This is a genomic window from Streptomyces kronopolitis (assembly GCF_014646275.1).
Taxonomy (GTDB): Bacteria; Actinomycetota; Actinomycetes; order Streptomycetales; family Streptomycetaceae; genus Streptomyces; species Streptomyces kronopolitis.
Genome location: NZ_BMND01000049.1, coordinates 1 through 16862 on the forward strand (window position 1 = coordinate 1; position 16862 = coordinate 16862).

Annotated in this window: 13 protein-coding genes; 5 read left to right on the plus strand and 8 right to left on the minus strand. The window is 73.6% G+C overall.

Annotated elements, in window-relative coordinates:
• Positions 1 to 108: 108 nt before the first annotated feature.
• Entirely contained in the window at positions 109 to 1572 is a 1464-nt protein-coding gene (locus tag IEY78_RS30935) for an LCP family protein (protein ID WP_189103967.1), read from the minus strand.
• Positions 1573 to 1843: 271 nt separating this feature from the next.
• Here IEY78_RS30935 and IEY78_RS30940 point away from each other — a divergent pair, with 271 nt between their 5' ends.
• The gene (locus IEY78_RS30940) at positions 1844 to 2878 is read left to right on the plus strand and encodes a glycosyltransferase family 2 protein (RefSeq protein WP_189103969.1); all 1035 of its coding nucleotides are present in this window, start codon (positions 1844 to 1846) and stop codon (positions 2876 to 2878) included.
• Positions 2879 to 2974: 96 nt separating this feature from the next.
• Here IEY78_RS30940 and IEY78_RS30945 read toward each other — a convergent pair whose 3' ends face one another.
• The 4 genes from IEY78_RS30945 to IEY78_RS30960 all read right to left on the minus strand — a co-directional run bounded on the left by IEY78_RS30945 (position 2975) and on the right by IEY78_RS30960 (position 8886).
• Entirely contained in the window at positions 2975 to 4651 is a 1677-nt protein-coding gene (locus IEY78_RS30945; protein WP_189103971.1) for an LCP family protein, read from the minus strand.
• 71 nt (positions 4652 to 4722) lie between these two features.
• Positions 4723 to 6489, minus strand: a complete 1767-nt coding sequence (locus tag IEY78_RS30950) for an LCP family protein (protein WP_189103973.1) — start codon at positions 6487 to 6489, stop codon at positions 4723 to 4725.
• A gap of 223 nt (positions 6490 to 6712) precedes the next feature.
• On the minus strand, positions 6713 to 7939 hold the full coding sequence (locus tag IEY78_RS30955; RefSeq protein ID WP_373294277.1) for an LCP family protein: 1227 nt from the start codon (positions 7937 to 7939) through the stop codon (positions 6713 to 6715).
• A gap of 185 nt (positions 7940 to 8124) precedes the next feature.
• A complete protein-coding gene (locus tag IEY78_RS30960; protein ID WP_189103977.1) occupies positions 8125 to 8886 on the minus strand; it encodes a TIGR03089 family protein in 762 nt (253 codons plus the stop codon).
• 129 nt (positions 8887 to 9015) lie between these two features.
• On the opposite strand from IEY78_RS30960, the gene IEY78_RS30965 reads away from it, so the two are divergent.
• The 3 genes from IEY78_RS30965 (at position 9016) to IEY78_RS30975 (ending at position 12791) form a co-directional block, all read left to right on the plus strand.
• Positions 9016 to 10362 carry a peptidoglycan recognition protein family protein gene (locus IEY78_RS30965; protein WP_189104022.1) on the plus strand — a complete coding sequence of 449 codons (1347 nt, stop codon included), beginning with the start codon at positions 9016 to 9018 and terminating at the stop codon, positions 10360 to 10362.
• 369 nt (positions 10363 to 10731) lie between these two features.
• Positions 10732 to 11814 carry a mannose-1-phosphate guanylyltransferase gene (gene manB / locus IEY78_RS30970; RefSeq protein ID WP_189103979.1) on the plus strand — a complete coding sequence of 361 codons (1083 nt, stop codon included), beginning with the start codon at positions 10732 to 10734 and terminating at the stop codon, positions 11812 to 11814.
• Between the two features lie 74 nt (positions 11815 to 11888).
• The gene (locus tag IEY78_RS30975) at positions 11889 to 12791 is read left to right on the plus strand and encodes a DNA-3-methyladenine glycosylase family protein (protein WP_189103981.1); all 903 of its coding nucleotides are present in this window, start codon (positions 11889 to 11891) and stop codon (positions 12789 to 12791) included.
• Between the two features lie 13 nt (positions 12792 to 12804).
• Here the strand turns inward: IEY78_RS30975 and IEY78_RS30980 are convergent, their stop codons facing one another.
• From IEY78_RS30980 to IEY78_RS30990, 3 genes are all read right to left on the minus strand, one after another.
• Positions 12805 to 14085 (minus strand): coenzyme F420-0:L-glutamate ligase, encoded by a 1281-nt coding sequence (locus IEY78_RS30980; RefSeq protein ID WP_229700281.1) that lies wholly within the window; start codon positions 14083 to 14085, stop codon positions 12805 to 12807.
• Between the two features lie 44 nt (positions 14086 to 14129).
• Positions 14130 to 15104: a 2-phospho-L-lactate transferase gene (gene cofD, locus IEY78_RS30985; protein ID WP_189103985.1), complete on the minus strand. Its 975-nt coding sequence runs from the start codon at positions 15102 to 15104 to the stop codon at positions 14130 to 14132.
• 80 nt (positions 15105 to 15184) lie between these two features.
• Positions 15185 to 15721 carry a cysteine dioxygenase gene (locus tag IEY78_RS30990; RefSeq protein ID WP_189103987.1) on the minus strand — a complete coding sequence of 179 codons (537 nt, stop codon included), beginning with the start codon at positions 15719 to 15721 and terminating at the stop codon, positions 15185 to 15187.
• Positions 15722 to 16436: 715 nt separating this feature from the next.
• Between IEY78_RS30990 and IEY78_RS30995 the strand changes: the two genes are divergently transcribed.
• Positions 16437 to 16700 (plus strand): WhiB family transcriptional regulator, encoded by a 264-nt coding sequence (locus IEY78_RS30995; RefSeq protein WP_003983763.1) that lies wholly within the window; start codon positions 16437 to 16439, stop codon positions 16698 to 16700.
• Positions 16701 to 16862: the final 162 nt, after the last annotated feature.

The following is a 16862-nucleotide window of genomic DNA, read 5'->3' on the forward strand; positions in this document are numbered from 1 at the left end:
GGCCGGCGGGCCGGCGGCCCCGGCACGGTCCGGCGGGGCGCGGGGACGCTCATGCCGCCCCGCCCCGGCGCGGCGCGCGGCGTCCGCCGGAAGACCCGCCGCGCCCGCTCACGGGCACACCGCCTGGTCGCCGGTGATCGTGGCGATCCCGCCGGGCCGCTGCGGCGGCTCCTCGGCCCGTACCCGCCGCACGGACCGGTGGTCGCGGCCGACCGTCACCCGCATCACCGGCCCCTGCCCGTTCGCCGGGTGCAGCTCGGCGCCCGGCAGCGCGGCGGCCAGCGAGCGGGCCGAGCGGTCCCAGCGCGGGTCGTAGGCGATGACGGTGCGGGGCACCGTGCCCAGGGGCGAGGTGCCGGGGGCGCCGGCGGTGGCGAAGCCGGTGGCCCGCAGCTCCCCGGCCACCGAGGTGCCGGCCCCGCCCCGGCCGCTGCCGTTGTCGACCCGCACCTGGACCTGGGCCGGCGGGACGTCCACCACCCGGCCGTGCGGCGCCGTCCCGCCCCGGTGCGCGGCGAGCGGCTTGTCCTCGCGGATCGCCTGGAAGAGCTTCGGCGCCCGCACCGGATCCCACTGCACGGTCGAGCCGACGCCCGGCACCGTCCGGGCCGTGCCGGTCAGCGGCACCGAGGTGAACTCCGAGGACGACGGGGTGAAGCCGCGCATCGCCTGCCCGAGGTCGACCAGGTCGCCTGCCCCGAAGCCCGAGTCGGCCCGTACGGATTGCAGCATCGTGTCGGCGACGTCCCTGAAGCGGATGGGGTTCATCAGCACTCCGGAGGAGGTGATCCTGTGGATGAGGGCGGCCAGGAAGCGCTGCTGGCGCTGCATCCGGCCGAGGTCGGCGGAGCCGTCGATGTGCCGCGAGCGCACGTACTGCAGCGCCTGCCCCCCGTTGAGCTGCGACTTGCCGACCGGCAGCGCCAGGCCCGTGTAGCTGTCCCGCAGCGGCCGCACCGTGCAGATCTCCACCCCGCCGACCGCGTCCACGCTGCGCATGAAGCTGGTGAAGTCGACCTCCAGGTAGTGGTCGATGTGCACCCCCGTCATGTGCTCGACGGTCCGCACGGTGAGGTTGGGGCCGCCCTCCGCGTAGGCCGCGTTCAGCTTGATGGCGTGGACCGGGCGCTGCGCGCCGGTGACGGCGTCCGTATGGACCGGGACCTCGGCATAGGAGTCGCGGGGCAGGCTCACCACGCTGGCGCGGTCCCGGTCGGCGGAGAGGTGCACCAGCATGAGCGTGTCGGTGCAGTGGCAGGGCACGCCGCCCAGGTGGTAGCGCTGCTTCTCGGCGGCGGTGAGCTTGTCCCGCCCGTCCGTGCCGACGACCAGGAAGTTCAGGCCGTCACCGCCGCCGGGGCGGTTGCTCATGCCCTTGAAGGCGTCCACCCGGCCGATGCCGCTCTCCACGCCCGTGACCATGGCGTGCCCGATCCCGCTCGCGGCCAGCACCAGGACGGACACGGCGGCGCCGATCCGCAGCCCCCAGCGCTTCCCCGGGGGGCGCCGGCGCGGCACGGGCCGGGCGGCCCGGCGCCTGGCCGGACGGGGCGGGCGGAACGGCGCGGTCACAAGGACACCTCCGCGGCTGGACGGCGTGAGCGGTGCCCGGCGGGGGAGCGGGGCAGGTCGGGGAAGGAGGCGGGCCGGAACGAACCGGCGGGGACACCGTAGGCCCATACGATCGGCTGCAAAGCGCCACACGCCGGGCATCCGGCGCCCGGCCACCCGGCTGCGCCCGAGGCCGTCCCCCATTCGCGGTAACGTGAGGCGCGATACTGCAGTCTCCCGGCGGGCGCTGCCGTCGCTGGCGGCCGCCGCGGGCCGTACCCCCAGAGGAACCATGCCGCAGCAGCAGCCCCCGGCCGTCTCCGTGATCATGCCGGTGCTCAATGAGGAACGTCACCTGCGCAACTCGGTCCGGCACATCCTGGAGCAGGAGTACGCCGGCGAGATGGAGGTGGTGATCGCCCTCGGCCCGTCCGCGGACCGCACGGACGAGATCGCCGCCGAGCTCGTCGCCGAGGACCCCCGGGTGCACACGGTGGCGAACCCCACCGGCCGCACCCCCGCCGCGCTGAACGCCGCGATCAAGGCGTCCCGGCACCCCATCGTGGTGCGCGTCGACGGCCACGGCATGCTCTCGCCGAACTACATCGCCACCGCCGTGCGCCTCCTGGAGGAGACCGGCGCGGCCAACGTCGGCGGCATCATGCACGCCGAGGGGGAGAACCCCTGGGAGGACGCGGTCGCCGCCGCGATGACCTCCAGGATCGGCGTGGGCAACGCCGCCTTCCACACCGGCGGCCAGGCGGGCCCCGCCGAGACCGTCTACCTCGGCGTCTTCCGGCGCGAGGCGCTGGAGCAGCAGGGCGGCTACAACGAGGAGTTCATCCGGGCCCAGGACTGGGAGCTGAACTTCCGCATCCGCGAGGCCGGCGGCGCGATCTGGTTCTCGCCCGAGCTGAAGGTGCAGTACCGCCCGCGGCCGAGCGTGAAGGCGCTGGCCAAGCAGTACAAGGACTACGGCAAGTGGCGCCATGTCGTGGCCCGCTACCACGCCGGATCGATCAATCTGCGCTACCTCGCGCCGCCGGCCGCGGTGTGCGCCATCGCCGCGGGCCTGGTGGCCGGCGCGGCGCTCACGCCCTGGGCGCTGATCGTCCCCGGCGGCTACCTCGCCGCGATCGTCGCGGGCTCGCTGCCCGCCGGCAAGGGCCTCTCGCCGAAGGCCCGGGTCCAGATCCCGCTGGCCCTGGCCACCATGCACATGGCCTGGGGCGTGGGCTTCCTCACCAGCCCCCGCTCGCTGGCCCGGAAGGTCATCGCCAGCCGCCGCCCGGCCGTGACGACCGCGACGGCCGGGGCCGGGCAGTAGCGGCCGCCCGCGCCGCGGAACCTCCCCGCGGCGCGCCCCGCCCACCCCGCGCGGACGGCGGGGCGGGCGGCGGGGAACGGAGCGCGGGCGCGGCGCTCAGAAGCTGTACTGCGGGTTCACCTTCATGCAGGCCTTGGAATCCTCGCCGTTGAGCGCGTCGGCGCTGTCCGGCGCCTTGTCCGCGTCCTTCTCCTCGCCCGACGCCTTCGGGTACGCCGTCCCGCTGCGCCAGTCGTTGCCGATCACCAGGCGCATCCCGGTGGCCGAACTGGACTCCCGTACCGCGTCCTTGGGCAGGCCGAGCGACTTCGCCAGCGCCAGGGCGTCGCCCCGCAGCGCCTTGTCCCCGTAGGTGATGGTGGTGTCGGCCTGGGTGGTGAGCGCCGTGTCGGTGGCGGCCGCGCCGTAGCCGAGGCCGGCCAGCCGCTGCTGGATGACGCCCGCGCGGCCGGAGACCGGGCCGTTGACGGTGCTGTTGGTGCCGTTCTGCACCACGACCTTCAGCGCGCCCTTGGGCATCGAGGCCTTGGGCGCGGGCGCCGCCTTCTTCTTCCGGTCCTTGCCGTCCAGCGCGGTGTCGTTGCGCAGCAGCGCGAAGGTGGCCTCCGCGTCACCGGGCTTGGGCACGACGTACGACTCGTCGGAGCTGTACTGCCAGGGCATGGTGACCATCGTGAGGCGCTTGGTCGGCACCCGGTTGAGGTCGCCGCCCAGGTCGTAGAGCTTCTTGACGGTGTCCAGGCCGTCGTCGACGGTCAGCGACTTGGTGGCCGCCTCCGCCAGGTCGCGCAGCTGCCCCGGGTCGGTGAGCTTGGTGCCCTTCTTGAGCTGGCGGACCATCGAGTTCATGTACATGTGCTGGGCCTTGGCCCGGCCGATGTCGGTGTTGTCCTCGAAGCCGTAGCGGGTGCGCAGCCACTGCAGGGCCTGGACGCCCTTGACGGAGTGGGTGCCCTTGGTGAGCCTCAGCCCGCTGCCGTGGCCCTTGCTGTCGTGCGAGTAGACATTGCGGTCGACGCAGACCGGGACCCCGCCGATGGCGTCCGCCATGGAGACCACACCGGAGAAGTCGACCATCATGAAGTGGTCGATGTAGACGCCGGTCAGCTCCTGCCAGGTGGCCAGCGTGCACCCCGGACCGCCGTGCTGGAGCGACTGGTTGATGGCCGCGGAGGTCTGCGGATAGACCTGGTGCGTCTTGGGGTCGGTGCACCGCGGGATGGTCACCCGGGTGTCGCGCGGGATGGAGAGCACCGACATGCTGCTGCGGTCCGCGGAGACGTGCAGCAGCATCTGCACGTCCGCCAGCGGCTTGCGGTCCGCGTCCTGCCGGGCGCCGCCGAGCTTGATGTTCTCCGCGCTGTTGCGGCCGTCGGAGCCCAGCAGCAGGATGTTCAGCGGGCTCTGCCCGAAGGCGTTGGGGTCGGGCTTCTTCAGCCCGTCCCCGCTCAGCGACCGCGGGGCCTTGCGGAGGTTGGCGTTGAGGTGCTCGTAGTACCAGTAGCCGGCGCCCGCGCCGCCCACTATCAGGACGGCGAGGGACAGCGCGGTCCAGCGCAGCACCTTGCGGCCCCTGCTCCGGCGCGGCCGCCCCCCTGTGCGGTGGCCGTCGGCGGACGCGTCCCCGTCGCCGGGGGGCGTGCCGCCGTCGGCATCGGGGGCGCCGGCCGACGGCCCGCCGTTCGCGTAGAGACCGTCGTCCCAGCCCAACTCCTGTGCGTCCGGCTCCTGTCGCCGGCGTGATCGGTCACCACGCACACTGCTCTGCCGCATCTGGCCCTCTCCCCGTTGTCCGTCCGATGGTGCGCGCGGCGCCTCGGCGGGGCGGCCGTATCCAGCTCAGATCACTTCGCGCAGACGTTCTTGTCATCTGCATTGACGTTCTGCACCCCTGCCGGGGTTTCGGTCGGCGCCTCGATCGGTGAGCCCGGTGCCTTGAAGTCCTTGCCGAGGACGAGCTTCATCGGCTGGCGGGCACCGGCGTTCTGCGACGACTTCTTCAGCGCGCTCTTGGGCAGGCCCATCCAGTCGGCCAGGGTGGCGGCCTGGTCGGCCTGGTTGGGCGCGTACTCCAGACGCGTGGCGGCCAGCTTCGTGGGCGCGTTGCCGGCGTTGGTGGAGAGCTTGGCGGCCTTGGAGTTCTGCAGCCAGTCCACGGTCTCCTGCGCCGAGCCGATCGGCCCGCCGCCGTTGGTGACATCGACCCGCACCTGCTCGGGCGGGGCCTTCTTCACCGGCGCGGACTTCTTGCCCTTGCCCTTCTTGCCCTTGGCCAGGGCGTGGTCCGCCCGCACCATCGCGAACAGCGGGTCCGCCGCCGTCTTGTTGAGGATGACGGTGGCCGGGTCCTTGGGGTTGTCCAGCACCGGCACCGTGGCGAAGGTGATCTTGTCGATGTCGACCTTCTTCAGGTCGTTGCCGAAGTCGAGCAGCTTGCCCGCCGTGCCGATACCGGTGTCGACGGTGAGCGCCTTGGTCGCGGCCTGGCTGACGTCGTAGAGCTTGCCCGGGCTGCTGAACGCGCTGGACTTCAGCTTGCGGATCAGCGAGCTGAGGAACTGCTGCTGCATCTTGATCCGGTCCAGGTCGCTGCCGAATCCGATGGCGTGGCGGGTACGGACGAACGCCAGCGCCTGCTCGCCCTTGACGATGTGCCGGCCGGCCTTCAACTTCAGGTGCGACTTGGGGTCGTTGAGGTCCTTGCCCGCGCAGACCTCGACGCCGTCCACCGCGGTGGACAGCTCCTTGACGGCGTTGAAGTCGGCCATCATGAAGTGGTCGATCTTCAGCCCGGTCATCTGCTCGACGGTGCGCCAGGTGCAGCCGGGGTCCCGGCCCTCCTGGCCCAGGCTGGTGTTGAAGCGCACCTGGTTCTCCCCGCGGATGATCTTGCGGGAGCCGTCCTTCTGCTTCGTCGGGCAGTTCGGGATGTTGGTGATCATGTCGCGCGGGATGCTCAGCGCGGTGGCGTTCGTCCGGTCCTTGGAGATGTGCATCAGGATCGTGGTGTCCGCGTGCCCGACGCTGCCGGCGTCGCCGTAGCCGGCGTTGCCCTTACCGGAGCGGGCGTCCGTCCCGATGATGAGGACGTTGACCGGCCCGTTGGAGACCGCGTCGTTCTCCACGCCGACGTCGACCTTGGAGATGTTGCCGTCCAGCTGCTGGTAGACGAAGTACGCGGCACCGCAGCCGGCGACGAGCACGAAGCTCAGCACACCGGCCGTCCAGTACAGCGCCTTCTTCTTCCCGGACGCCTTCGGCTTGCGCTTGCGGCGGCCGACCTGACCCGCGGCCGCTGCCGCTGCCGCCGTCCGGTTGCCGGCGCGGCGTGCCGCCCGGCCGCCGGCCGGGCGCTCGTCGTCCTCCGCCGCGTCCTCGTCCCGCCGGCCGCGCTGGGTCGGCAGCGGACGGGTGTCGGTGTCCCCGCCCTCGCCGCCGGGCCTGCGCGCGGCGCGTCTGGTGCCGGGAGCCTTGCGGTCGGAGGGCTGAGCGGGGGCCTGACCGGCATGGTCAAGCCGCAGCTCGTAATTGCCGGTGTTCGGATCGAACACCCACTGATCGGCGGGATCGACGTTGCTGTCGCCCGCCCGCCCACGGCCTTGCGCGTCCACGGTGCCTTGAGTCCTCCGTCGGTGCCACGCGGCGCCATCCCCTCAAGGCGCTCGGTCGGTCGATCGTGCATTGCATGGTCATCGGACGGGTGGTGGCCCGACCGGATCGCTCACACTATCCGCCCAGTTCAGCGCCCCGCGACGCCCGTGACAAATTCCACTTACCTACAACTGGGCATTCCGCCCAATACATTCGCGTCGCCCGGTGTACTTTGCGGCATCTTTATTCGCAGCTCCCGCGTTCCGCGGTCGTTCCGGGAAAGACCGGGCCCGGACCGGGCGCCCGCGACGGTGATCCCTGCGGCCGGACGGACGGTGCGCCACCGCCGCCGCGCACCGGCCCCCGCGCGGTGCCCGGCGCGGGCGCCACCGTCACCCGCAGATCCCTGCGCAGCTGCCCGAAGAGCCGCTCGGCGTCCGGTTGCACCAGCTCGTCGCGGTTGCGGTCGAAGCGGTACTCGCGGCGCGGCACGGTCAGGAACTGGACACGGTCGGTGGGAATGCCGCGGGTGCTGCGGACCAATTCGTACAGCCCCTTCAGGGAAGCCAGCGCGGCGTCGGTGGTCAGGGAACTCGTCGCGGCATCGAGCACCGGATACAGCCGGGTCGGATTGAGCAGGACACCATTACTCTGCACTTTCTTCACCAGAGCCCCCAGAAACTGCTGTTGGCGCTGCATGCGCTGGGTGTCGCTGCCGTTGCCCAGGCTCTTGCGCGCCCGCACGTATCCGAGGGCGGCCTCCCCGTGCAGCGTCTGCCGGCCCGCGGGCAGCGAGAGGTGCGCCTCGGTGTCCTGAATCGGCCGGTCCGGGCAGACCTCCACACCGCCCACCGCGTCCACCATCCTCGTGAAGCCCACGAAGTCGAGGATCATGTAGTGGGCGATGCGGATGCGGGTGAGCTTCTCGACGGTCCGGATCGTGCAGGCCGCCCCGCCGAGGGCGAACGCCGAGTTGAACTGGGCGGTCCGCGGGCCGGTCTCGGTGCCGTCGGTGCGCTTGCAGTGCGGCACCTCCACCATCAGATCGCGCGGGATGCTCACCGCGGTGGCGCTCTTCCGGTCCGCCGCGAGGTGCAGCAGCATCGTGGTGTCCGAGCGCTGGCCGCCGGCGCGGCCGTATCTGCCGTTGTCGCCGGTGCGGCTGTCGGAGCCGATCAGCAGCACGTTCTCGGCGTTCGGCGGGCCCGCGGGGGGCCGCTCGGACTCCCACTTGCGCAGTTCGCGCTCGGTGGCGCTGTCGGTGCGGATGTTGCCGTTGAGCTTGGTGTACACCGCCCAGCCGGCCGCGGCCCCGGCCAGGAGGACGCCGGCGGTCCCGAGCGCGGCCCAGCGCCACCGGTGCCGGCGGCGCGGCGGGACGCGTGGCGGCCCCGGCCGGTCCGGCCCCGGCTCCCCGGTCGGGCGCTCGGCCCAGCCGGCGAACCTGGGAGGCTCGGGGGTATCGGTCACGTGTGCGTCCATCCCTCACGGAGTCGGCGTCGCGCCCGCACGCGGGGAGCCCGGACGGAACGGAGACGGACACAACCCGCGCAGGGTTGTACGTACTCAAAATCCTGGACCGAAACGGACGTACCGGCCTGCCGCGGGCGCCTCCGGTCCGCCGGACGGGGGAGTGCACACCTGGGCGGACGGCGCTAGCCCGGCAGCGGTGCCGTGAAGGTGATCTTCTCGCTGGTCTCGCGGGTGGCCGCGGCCGGTGCGCCGAGCCGGTCCAGGTGGCGGCACAGCACCACGGAGCCGCCGGTGGCCAGCGGGGCGTACAGCCCGTACGACAGGCCCTGCCAGGTGTCGTACGGCAGCCCCGACAGCACCCGCGGCGCCCCGGGCATCTGGGCCGCCTCCGCATCGGCCAGGGCGCGCGCCCCGATGGCGGCGCCGGTCAGCTCCTGCCCGCCGACGACCAGCGCCGGCTCCGCCGCGTCCACCGGGGCGAACGGCGCGAACCGGTCGCCCTGGCCCGGGACCTCGACGGCGTAGTCCGCGAACCCCGGAGGCGGCTGCGGGAAGCGTCCGCCCAGCGGCCGCAGCGCCAGCGCCACCCGCTCCCCGGAGCAGGCGCGGGCCGCGTCGAGCCGGTCCGGCCCGGCGACCACGAGGTCGGCGGCGGCCGGATCGCCGTCCACCTCCGCGACCACACCCACCGACGAGCAGGCCAGCAGCCAGACGGCGGTCTGCCAGTGGGCGGGCAGCAGCAGCGCGAGCCGGTCGCCCGGAGCGGCGGCCAGATCGCCCTGGAGGTAGTTGGCGGTCTTGGCCACCCAATTGGCGAAGGTCGCGACGGACAGTTCCACGCGTTCGCCGGTGGCGTCGTCGTAGAAGGTCACCAGCGGGCGGGCCGGGTCCGCGGCGAGCGCGGAACTCAGCAGGTCGGCGGGGGTGCGATCGGTGGCGTTCATCGCGGCCAGGGTACGCGCGGCGGCGGGCGGCGGCGGGCCGGGCGCAGCGGGTCCCGGCCACCGGATCGGCCGATGACCCGTCAGATCACCGATGGCGCGTTCGGTCCGGCCGGGTCCAGGATCGTGTCCATGCGCCCCTTCCTCGCGACCTGTCTCGGCGCCGTGTGCACCGCGGCCCTCGCTCTGCCCCTCGCCGCGGCGGGCGGTGCGGGCGCCACCACCCCCGCCGCCCCGCGCCCGGCGCGCACCGACGGCCTGCCGGGCAGCACCCAGTCCCTGCCGGTCGGCGCGCTCGGCGACGCCGCCCCGCACACGCCCGACCGGGAGACCACCGCGGAGCCCGCGCCCCGGGAGCTGGGGCTGCCGGCCCGCACGGTGCGGCCGTTCTCGCTGCTGGGGATCGTCTGGGACGACGCCGCGGCCGAGCTGCACGGCAGGGCGCAGGTCCGCACCCGTGCGAGCGGCAGCGGCGAGTGGTCCGGCTGGCAGGACGTCCAGGTCCACAACGACGACGCCCCCGACCTCGGCTCCGCGGAGCGCCACGACAGCGCCGTACGGGGCAGCACCGCGCCGCTGTGGGTCGGTGACTCCGACGCCGTCCAGCTGCGCATCACCCCCGAGCGCAGCGACCGTGCGGCGGCCGCGCTGCCCGGCGGGCTGCGGCTGGAACTCGTCGACCCCGGCGCGCCGCCGCGGGGCCTGCGCGGCGCCCGCCTCGACCCGCCGGCCCCGCTGTCCGCGGAGGCCGCCGCGGCCTCGGCCGCCAACGCCGGGTTCGCGCCGCTGGGCGCCACGGAGATCCCCGCCCTCGACCGGGCCGCGTCCCAGGGCGACATCGCCGCGGTGGACGGCATGCGCCCGGAGCAGACCTACGTCGGACCGCGCCCCAAGATCATCACCCGGGCCGGCTGGGGCGCCGACGAGAAGCTGCGCGAGAAGGCCTTCACCTACACCACCACCGTGCGCGCCGCCTTCATCCACCACAGCGGCTCGGGCAACAACTACAGCTGCGCGGAGGCCCCTTCACTGATCCGCGCCATGTACCGCTTCCACGTCAAGAGCAACCACTGGCGCGACATCGGCTACAACTTCCTGGTCGACAAGTGCGGAACGGTCTACGAGGGCCGCGCCGGCGGCGTCGCCAAGCCCGTCATGGGCGCCCACACCCTCGGCTTCAACTCCGGCAGCACCGGGATCGCCGTCCTCGGCACCTTCACCGGCACCGAGCCGGCCAAGGCGGCCGTCGACGCGGTCGCCCGTCTGACGGCCTGGAAGCTCGGCCTCTACCACGTCGACCCGCGGGCCATGGTGAAGCTGACGTCCGCCGGCGGGAACCGCTTCGCCAAGGGCAAGAAGGTCTCCCTGCACGTCATCTCCGGCCACCGGGACGGCTTCACCACCGACTGCCCCGGCGCCCACCTCTACGCCAAGCTCCCCGCCACCCGCCGCGCCGCGGCCACCCTGCAGGGCCGCTGACCGCCCGCCTCCGGGACGGACCGGGGGCGGCGCGGGTTTGCGGGCGTTCCCCGTGGCGCATGTTGCAGGGACCGGTCAACCGTTCCCGTCCCCGACACGTCTTAGCGGCCACGACGTCCGCACCGCCGGCCCCGCGCTCCCCGCCACCCGCACGACCACGGGGAGCCCCACCGCGGAGGCCTTCCGCGTGCCCGTCTGCCTACACTGGTCGGCCGATCGGCCGACCCCAGCAGGAAGCAGAGAAACACACGTGAGCGTCGTACGCGCAGCCGCCGGGCTGTGGTCGACGACGAGAGCCGCACCGCCACTCCCTCCGTGCCCGCCATCGGGCAGGAGCGGCCCGGCGGGCGGAGAAGAACAGAGGACACAGTGACTGAAGCGATCCTCCTGGTCGGCGGCAAGGGCACGCGGCTGCGCCCGCTGACGGCGCGCACGCCCAAGCCCATGGTTCCGGCGGCCGGAGTGCCGTTCCTGACCCATCAGCTGGCCCGCGCCCGGGCCGCCGGCGTCGAGCACATCGTCCTCGCCACCTCCTACCTCGCCGAGGTCTTCGAGCCCTACTTCGGCGACGGATCGGCCCTCGGCCTGCATCTGGAGTACGTCACCGAGCAGGAGCCGCTGGGCACCGGCGGCGCCATCCGCAACGTCGCCTCGCGGCTGCACTCCGGCCCTGACGACCCGGTGCTCATCTTCAACGGCGACATCCTCACCGGGCTGGACATCCCGGCCCTCGTCGACACCCACCGCGGCTCCGGCGCCGAGGTCTCGCTGCACCTCACCCGGGTCGAGGACCCGCGCGCCTTCGGACTGGTCCCCACCGACGGCACCGGCCGGGTCACCGCCTTCCTGGAGAAGCCGCAGACCCCCGAGGAGATCGTCACCGACCAGGTCAACGCCGGCGCCTACGTCTTCAACCGGTCGGTCATCGACACCATCCCGGCCGGCCGGCCGGTCTCCGTCGAGCGCGAGACCTTCCCCGGGCTGCTCGCCGCCGGCGCCCACCTCCAGGGCATGGTCGACTCCACCTACTGGCTCGACCTCGGCACCCCGCAGGCCTTCGTCCGCGGCTCCGCCGACCTGGTCCTGGGCCGCGCCCCGTCCCCGGCGGTCCCCGGCCGGCGCGGTGACCGCCTGGTCATGGAGACAGCCGAGGTCGCCGCCGACGCCAAGCTCACCGGCGGCACGGTCGCCGGCCCGCGCACCGTCATCGGCCCCGGCGCCCGCATCGACGGCAGCGCGGTCCTGGAGGGCGCCGTCATCGAGGAGGGCGCCCGGATCCGGGACTCGCTGATCGGCGCCGGGGCGCACATCGGGGCCCGTACGGTCCTCGACGGCGCGGTCATCGGCGACGGCGCGCGCATCGGTGCCGACAACGAGCTGCGCGACGGCATCCGCATCTGGTGCGACGCCGAGATCCCGGCCGCCTCGGTGCGCTTCTCCTCCGACCAGTAGGCCGCCCGCCGGGCCCGGGGCAGGTTGTCCACAGGCCCCGGCGCCGGGCCGCGGCCATCGCCTAACCTGGCCGCATGCCCGCCCGCACCTGGGTCCCGCCCGGCCCGCTCGACCTGCACCGCACGCTCGGTGTGCTGCAGCGCGGCCCGGGCGACCCCGCGTTCGCGGTGCGCGGCGGCGAGCTGTGGCGCGCCTCCCGTACGCCACAGGGACCCGGCACCCTGCGGGTGGCGGCCGCCGCCGACGGCCGGGTGGACGCCGAGGCCTGGGGCCCGGGCGCCGAGTGGCTGCTGGAGCGGCTGCCCGAGCTGCTGGGGGAGGGCGACGACCCCGAGGCGCTGACCGCCCGGCACCGCATCGTCCACGAGGCGCGTCGCCGCCACCCCGGAGTCCGGCTCGCGCGCACCGGCCTGGTCCTGGAATCGCTGATCCCCACGGTCCTGGAGCAGAAGGTCACCAGCGACGAGGCCTACCGCGCCTGGCGGCTGCTCCTGCAGCGGCACGGCGAGCCGGCCCCCGGCCCCTGGGAGCGGATGCGGGTGATGCCCGACCCGCGCGGCTGGGCGCTGATCCCCTCCTGGGAGTGGCACCGCGCGGGCGTCGACGCCAAGCGCTCCGGCGCGATCCTGCGCGCGGTGCGGGCCGCCCGCCGGATGGAGGAGGCCGCGCGGATGGATCTGGCCGATGCCACCCGCCGGCTCACGGCGATACCGGGCATCGGCGCATGGACCGCCGCGGAGACCCTCCAGCGCGCCCTCGGCGCCCCGGACGCGATCACCGTCGGCGATCTCCATCTGCCGAAGATCATCGGCTATGCCCTCACCGGCCGCCGCGGCACCACCGACGAGGAGATGCTCGACCTCCTCGCCCCCTACGAGGGCCAGCGGCACCGCGCGGCCCGGCTGATCCTGCTGTCCGGCCGCGTCCCGCCGCGCCGCGCCCCGCGCTTCCCGGTCGGGGACATCGCCCGGCTCTGAGCGCGCGGCGCCGTCAGCGCACGACGAGGAAGCCCTCGGCGGCGCGCGGCGGCCGCGGCCCGGGCGCCTGCGCCGGATGCCCGACGGCCACCGCCCCCATCGGCTCCCACTGCGCGGGAAGCCCCAGCACCTCGCGGACCACGTCCTTGCAGAACATCGTCGACGACACCCAGGCCGAGCCGAGCCGTTCACCGGCCAGCGCGACCAGGAAGTTCTGGATGCCCGCGCCGTGCGCGACCAGGAACATCTCACGTTCGGCGGCGGCGCGCCGGGCGTCGGGGTAGGGGTGCGCGCCGTCCGTGACCAGGCACGGCACCGCCAGATACGGCGCGGCCCGCAGCACGTCACCGCGCCGCACGCGCTTGGCGATGGACTCCGCCGATTTCCCGTCCGCGCGCAGATCCGCGGTCCAGGCGTCCCGCATCGCGTCCAGCAGCCGCTCACGCGCGCCCGGCGACTCCAGGAGGACGAACCGCCACGGCGTGGTGTGGTGCGGCGCCGGAGCCGTGAGGGCCGCGGCCACCGCGCGCCGCACCGCCCCCGGGTCGACCGGCTCGCCGGTGAAGGAGCGGACCGTGCGCCGCCCGGTCACCGCTTCCCGTACGGCCTCCGAGGTGCCCAGCCGGAACATGTCGTCCTCGGCGGACCGCACCATGGCGCGCGCCCCGGGGCCGTCGCCCGGCTCCCCGGCGAGGTGGCCCAGTCCGCGCACCACCGCCACCGGCAGCCCGGCGGCCTTGCCCTTCACCAGGTCACCCGCGGCGGCCAGTTCGTCGGCGGTGGCCACCACCGTCGCGCTGAGCGGATTGCCGTGCGCGTCCGTGCCGCCGCGCAGATCGTCCAGCACCCGCACGCCGGCGGCACCGATGGCGACATCGGTGAGCCCGCTGCGCCAGGGCCGCCCGAAGGTGTCGCTGACGACCACCCCGACGTCGACGCCGAGCGTGGTGCGCAGCCCCGCCCGCAGCGCGCGCGCCGAGGCGTCCGGGTCCTCGGGCAGCAACAGCACCGTGCCGGAGGGGGTGTTGGAGGCGTCCACCCCGGCCGCGGCCATCACCAGGCCCTGCCGGTTCTGCACGATCCGCAGGGTGCCGCGGCGCGCCACCACCCGCACCGTCTCGGCGTCGATCGCCGCCTCGCGGTCGTCGGCCTCGACCACCCGGCCCTCGGCCTTGCTGACGATCTTCGAGGTCACCAACAGCACGTCGCCGTCGGCGAGTTGCGGCATGCCGTCGGCCGTCGCCGCCGCGGCGATCAGCTTCACGAGATCGTCGCCGGGCCGCACCTCGGGCATCCCCGGCAGCGCCCACACCCGGTAGCCGGGCACGGCGGCCTCGCTCACGCCCGGACCTCCTCGGCCAGCGCCAGCGCCTCGCGCACCATCGCGGCCGTGGCGTCGGTGTCGGTCATCATCAGCGGCACGGCCCGGCAGCGGATACCGGCCGCCTCGACCTCGGCCACCGCGCCCTCGTCGGTGGAGTCGACCAGCCAGCCGTCCAGCAGCCCGGAACCGTAGTGGCGGGCGACGGCCGCCGCGGTCGACTCCACGCCCACCGCGGCCAGCACCTTGTCGGCCATCCCGCGCACCGGGGCGTCACCGACGATCGGCGAGAGGCCGACCACCGGCACCCCCGCGTCCGCGATGGCCTCGCGGATGCCCGGCACCGCCAGGATCGTGCCGATGCTGACCACCGGGTTGGACGGCGGGAACAGCACCACGTCCGCCGCGGCGATGGCCTCCAGGACGCCGGGCGCGGGCTTGGCCTGGTCGGCGCCGACCGGCACCACCGCGTGCGCGGGCACCGAGGCGCGCAGCCGCACCCAGTACTCCTGGAAGTGGATCGCCTTGCGCTCGCCCTCCTCCCCGTCGGAGCCGGGTTCGGTGACGGCGACATGGGTCTCGATCCGGTCGTCGGACATCGGCAGCAGCCGCACCCCGGGCTTCCAGCGCGCGCACAGCGCCTCGGTGACGGCGCTGAGCGGATAGCCGGCGCTCAGCATCTGGGTCCGCACGATATGGGTGGCGAAGTCCCGGTCGCCCAGCCCGAACCACTCGGGCCCCACCCCGTAGGCGGCCAACTCCTCCTTCACCCGGAAGGTTTCGTCGGTCCGGCCCCAGCCCTGCTCCTCGTTGATGCCGCCGCCGAGGGTGTACATCACGGTGTCGAGGTCGGGACAGACCTTGAGCCCGAACAGATGGATGTCGTCGCCGGTGTTGCCGATGACGGTGATGTCCGCGTCCGGAGCCGCTGACTTCAGTCCCCGCAGAAAGCGGGCGCCGCCGATACCGCCGGCCAGAACCACGATTCGCATGGGCACAGTGTGTCAGCCGCCGGCGGGGAGGTGGGGCGCGGTCCGCGGGGGAGCAGGAGGGTGCGACGGGGCGCGGGCGCTCAGGACGCGGCGCTCTCCAGGGCGGCGGGGGTGCAGTGGGGCGCGCCGTGCATCGGCATCTCGGTCAGGCCGGGGAAGTAGATGTGCAGGCTGACGGCCGGGGCCAGGGCGTCGTTGACGACCTCGTGGACGTAGCCGGGGGCGAACACCCGCTGGGCGCCGGCCGCGAGCGTGCGGCGCCCGGACCCGGCGTGCTCGGTCAACTCGCCCTCCAGGACGGTCAGCACACCGGAGGACGGCCCGTGGTCGTGCCGGCCGCTGCCCTGGCCCGGCACCCAGCTCAGCAGCCACACCTCGTAGCCCACGGGGGCCTGCCCCGGCCGGGAGAGGCCGCGCGCCGCGGGAACCGTGCGCAGCCGGTGGTACCAGCGGCTGGTGGTGTCGTAGCGGACCAGCGGTGCCCAGGCGGCGCGGTCGGCGGCGATCGAGCGGGCCAGCCCCGCGAAGCCGGCGACGGTGGCCGGGTGGGCGGGGACGGGCGGCAGCAGGTGGGGGAGGGCGAGCGGGTCGCCGGCGATCTGGACGTCGCTGTTCATGGTTCGGGGTTCCTCGGCGGAGGTGCTGGGGGCGGTGCCGGGGCATCGCCCGCCGTGAGCGGGAGGGGCGGCGGCTCGTGCGGGCGGTCCCGGTGGGGGCGCGGCACGGCGACGCGGAGCAGGGGCGCTGCGGGGGTGGTGCGAGCGAAAAAGCTGGAGCTCAGTGGCTTCGACAGCTGGAACAGCGACAGCGGGCCTGCGCAGCGCAGAGCGACCCGTAGGCACGGGTCAGTCGGAGCGCGGCGGTCGCTGGCATGCGGTCAAGGAGACCGGGTTCGCGACGCGATGTCAACCGGACGTCTGGTTTGCCGTAAATCTTTCACCTCATCCGGTTACTCCGCCCGGCGAAAGGTTTGTGTAGTCCGCGACCCGGAGACATCGACCGGCAACCGCACCTTCAAACGCCGTTGCGGTCCTGTGATCCGTCTGTGATCTCCCCCGCTTCGGCGCCCAGGGGTGCAACGCGAATGCCGCCTGAACGCGTCTCGTGGAGTGCAGGGGATGCGCCGGGGGGCAACGCCCGGGGAAGTGTCCTGGTTTTTACTGATTTGAACACTTTCCGCATACGCTTGGTTCCGCCGAGTGAATAAGAGGCCCAATAGCAGATCTCGGCTTGACTGGCCCGGATCACCACACTTGTAATTTCACTCGTGTCGTTCAGCCGAAATCGATCACGGCTTGATCACGGGGAAGTAAAGACAGACGAGGGGCGCACATGACCGAGCTGTTCCAGGAATTGCTGGTCGAGGAGGCGGACGAGGAGCTCGGCTGGCAGGAGCGCGCACTGTGCGCCCAGACCGACCCCGAGTCCTTCTTCCCGGAGAAGGGTGGCTCCACCCGCGAGGCCAAGAAGGTCTGCCTCGCCTGCGAAGTCCGGTCCGAATGCCTGGAGTACGCGCTCGCCAATGACGAGCGCTTCGGAATTTGGGGCGGCCTGTCCGAGCGCGAACGGCGCCGGCTCAAGAAGGCCGCCGTCTGACGATGACCGCTCAGCCACCCGTACCGGAGGCGCGCGGCCGCACCGACCACGCCGCCGTACCGCCTCAACTCCCCATATCCCCCTATAACGAACACTCCGCCTCCAGCGACCTTCTCGCCGGGGGCGGACTGCTGTACGGGCCGGTCGGGGTACCGGCACGAA

Bases quoted from the DNA above. Each gene is read 5' to 3' on its own strand.
- IEY78_RS30980 (WP_229700281.1), bottom strand. From the start codon at position 14,085: ATGCCCGAGGTGCGGCCCGGCGACGATCTCGTGAAGCTGATCGCCGCG.
- IEY78_RS30940 (WP_189103969.1), top strand. From the start codon at position 1,844: ATGCCGCAGCAGCAGCCCCCGGCCGTCTCCGTGATCATGCCGGTGCTC.
- IEY78_RS30975 (WP_189103981.1), top strand. From the start codon at position 11,889: ATGCCCGCCCGCACCTGGGTCCCGCCCGGCCCGCTCGACCTGCACCGC.
- IEY78_RS30995 (WP_003983763.1), top strand. From the start codon at position 16,437: ATGACCGAGCTGTTCCAGGAATTGCTGGTCGAGGAGGCGGACGAGGAG.
- IEY78_RS30965 (WP_189104022.1), top strand. From the start codon at position 9,016: ATGCGCCCCTTCCTCGCGACCTGTCTCGGCGCCGTGTGCACCGCGGCC.
- IEY78_RS30945 (WP_189103971.1), bottom strand. From the start codon at position 4,651: ATGCGGCAGAGCAGTGTGCGTGGTGACCGATCACGCCGGCGACAGGAG.
- IEY78_RS30960 (WP_189103977.1), bottom strand. From the start codon at position 8,886: ATGAACGCCACCGATCGCACCCCCGCCGACCTGCTGAGTTCCGCGCTC.
- cofD (WP_189103985.1), bottom strand. From the start codon at position 15,104: ATGCGAATCGTGGTTCTGGCCGGCGGTATCGGCGGCGCCCGCTTTCTG.
- IEY78_RS30990 (WP_189103987.1), bottom strand. From the start codon at position 15,721: ATGAACAGCGACGTCCAGATCGCCGGCGACCCGCTCGCCCTCCCCCAC.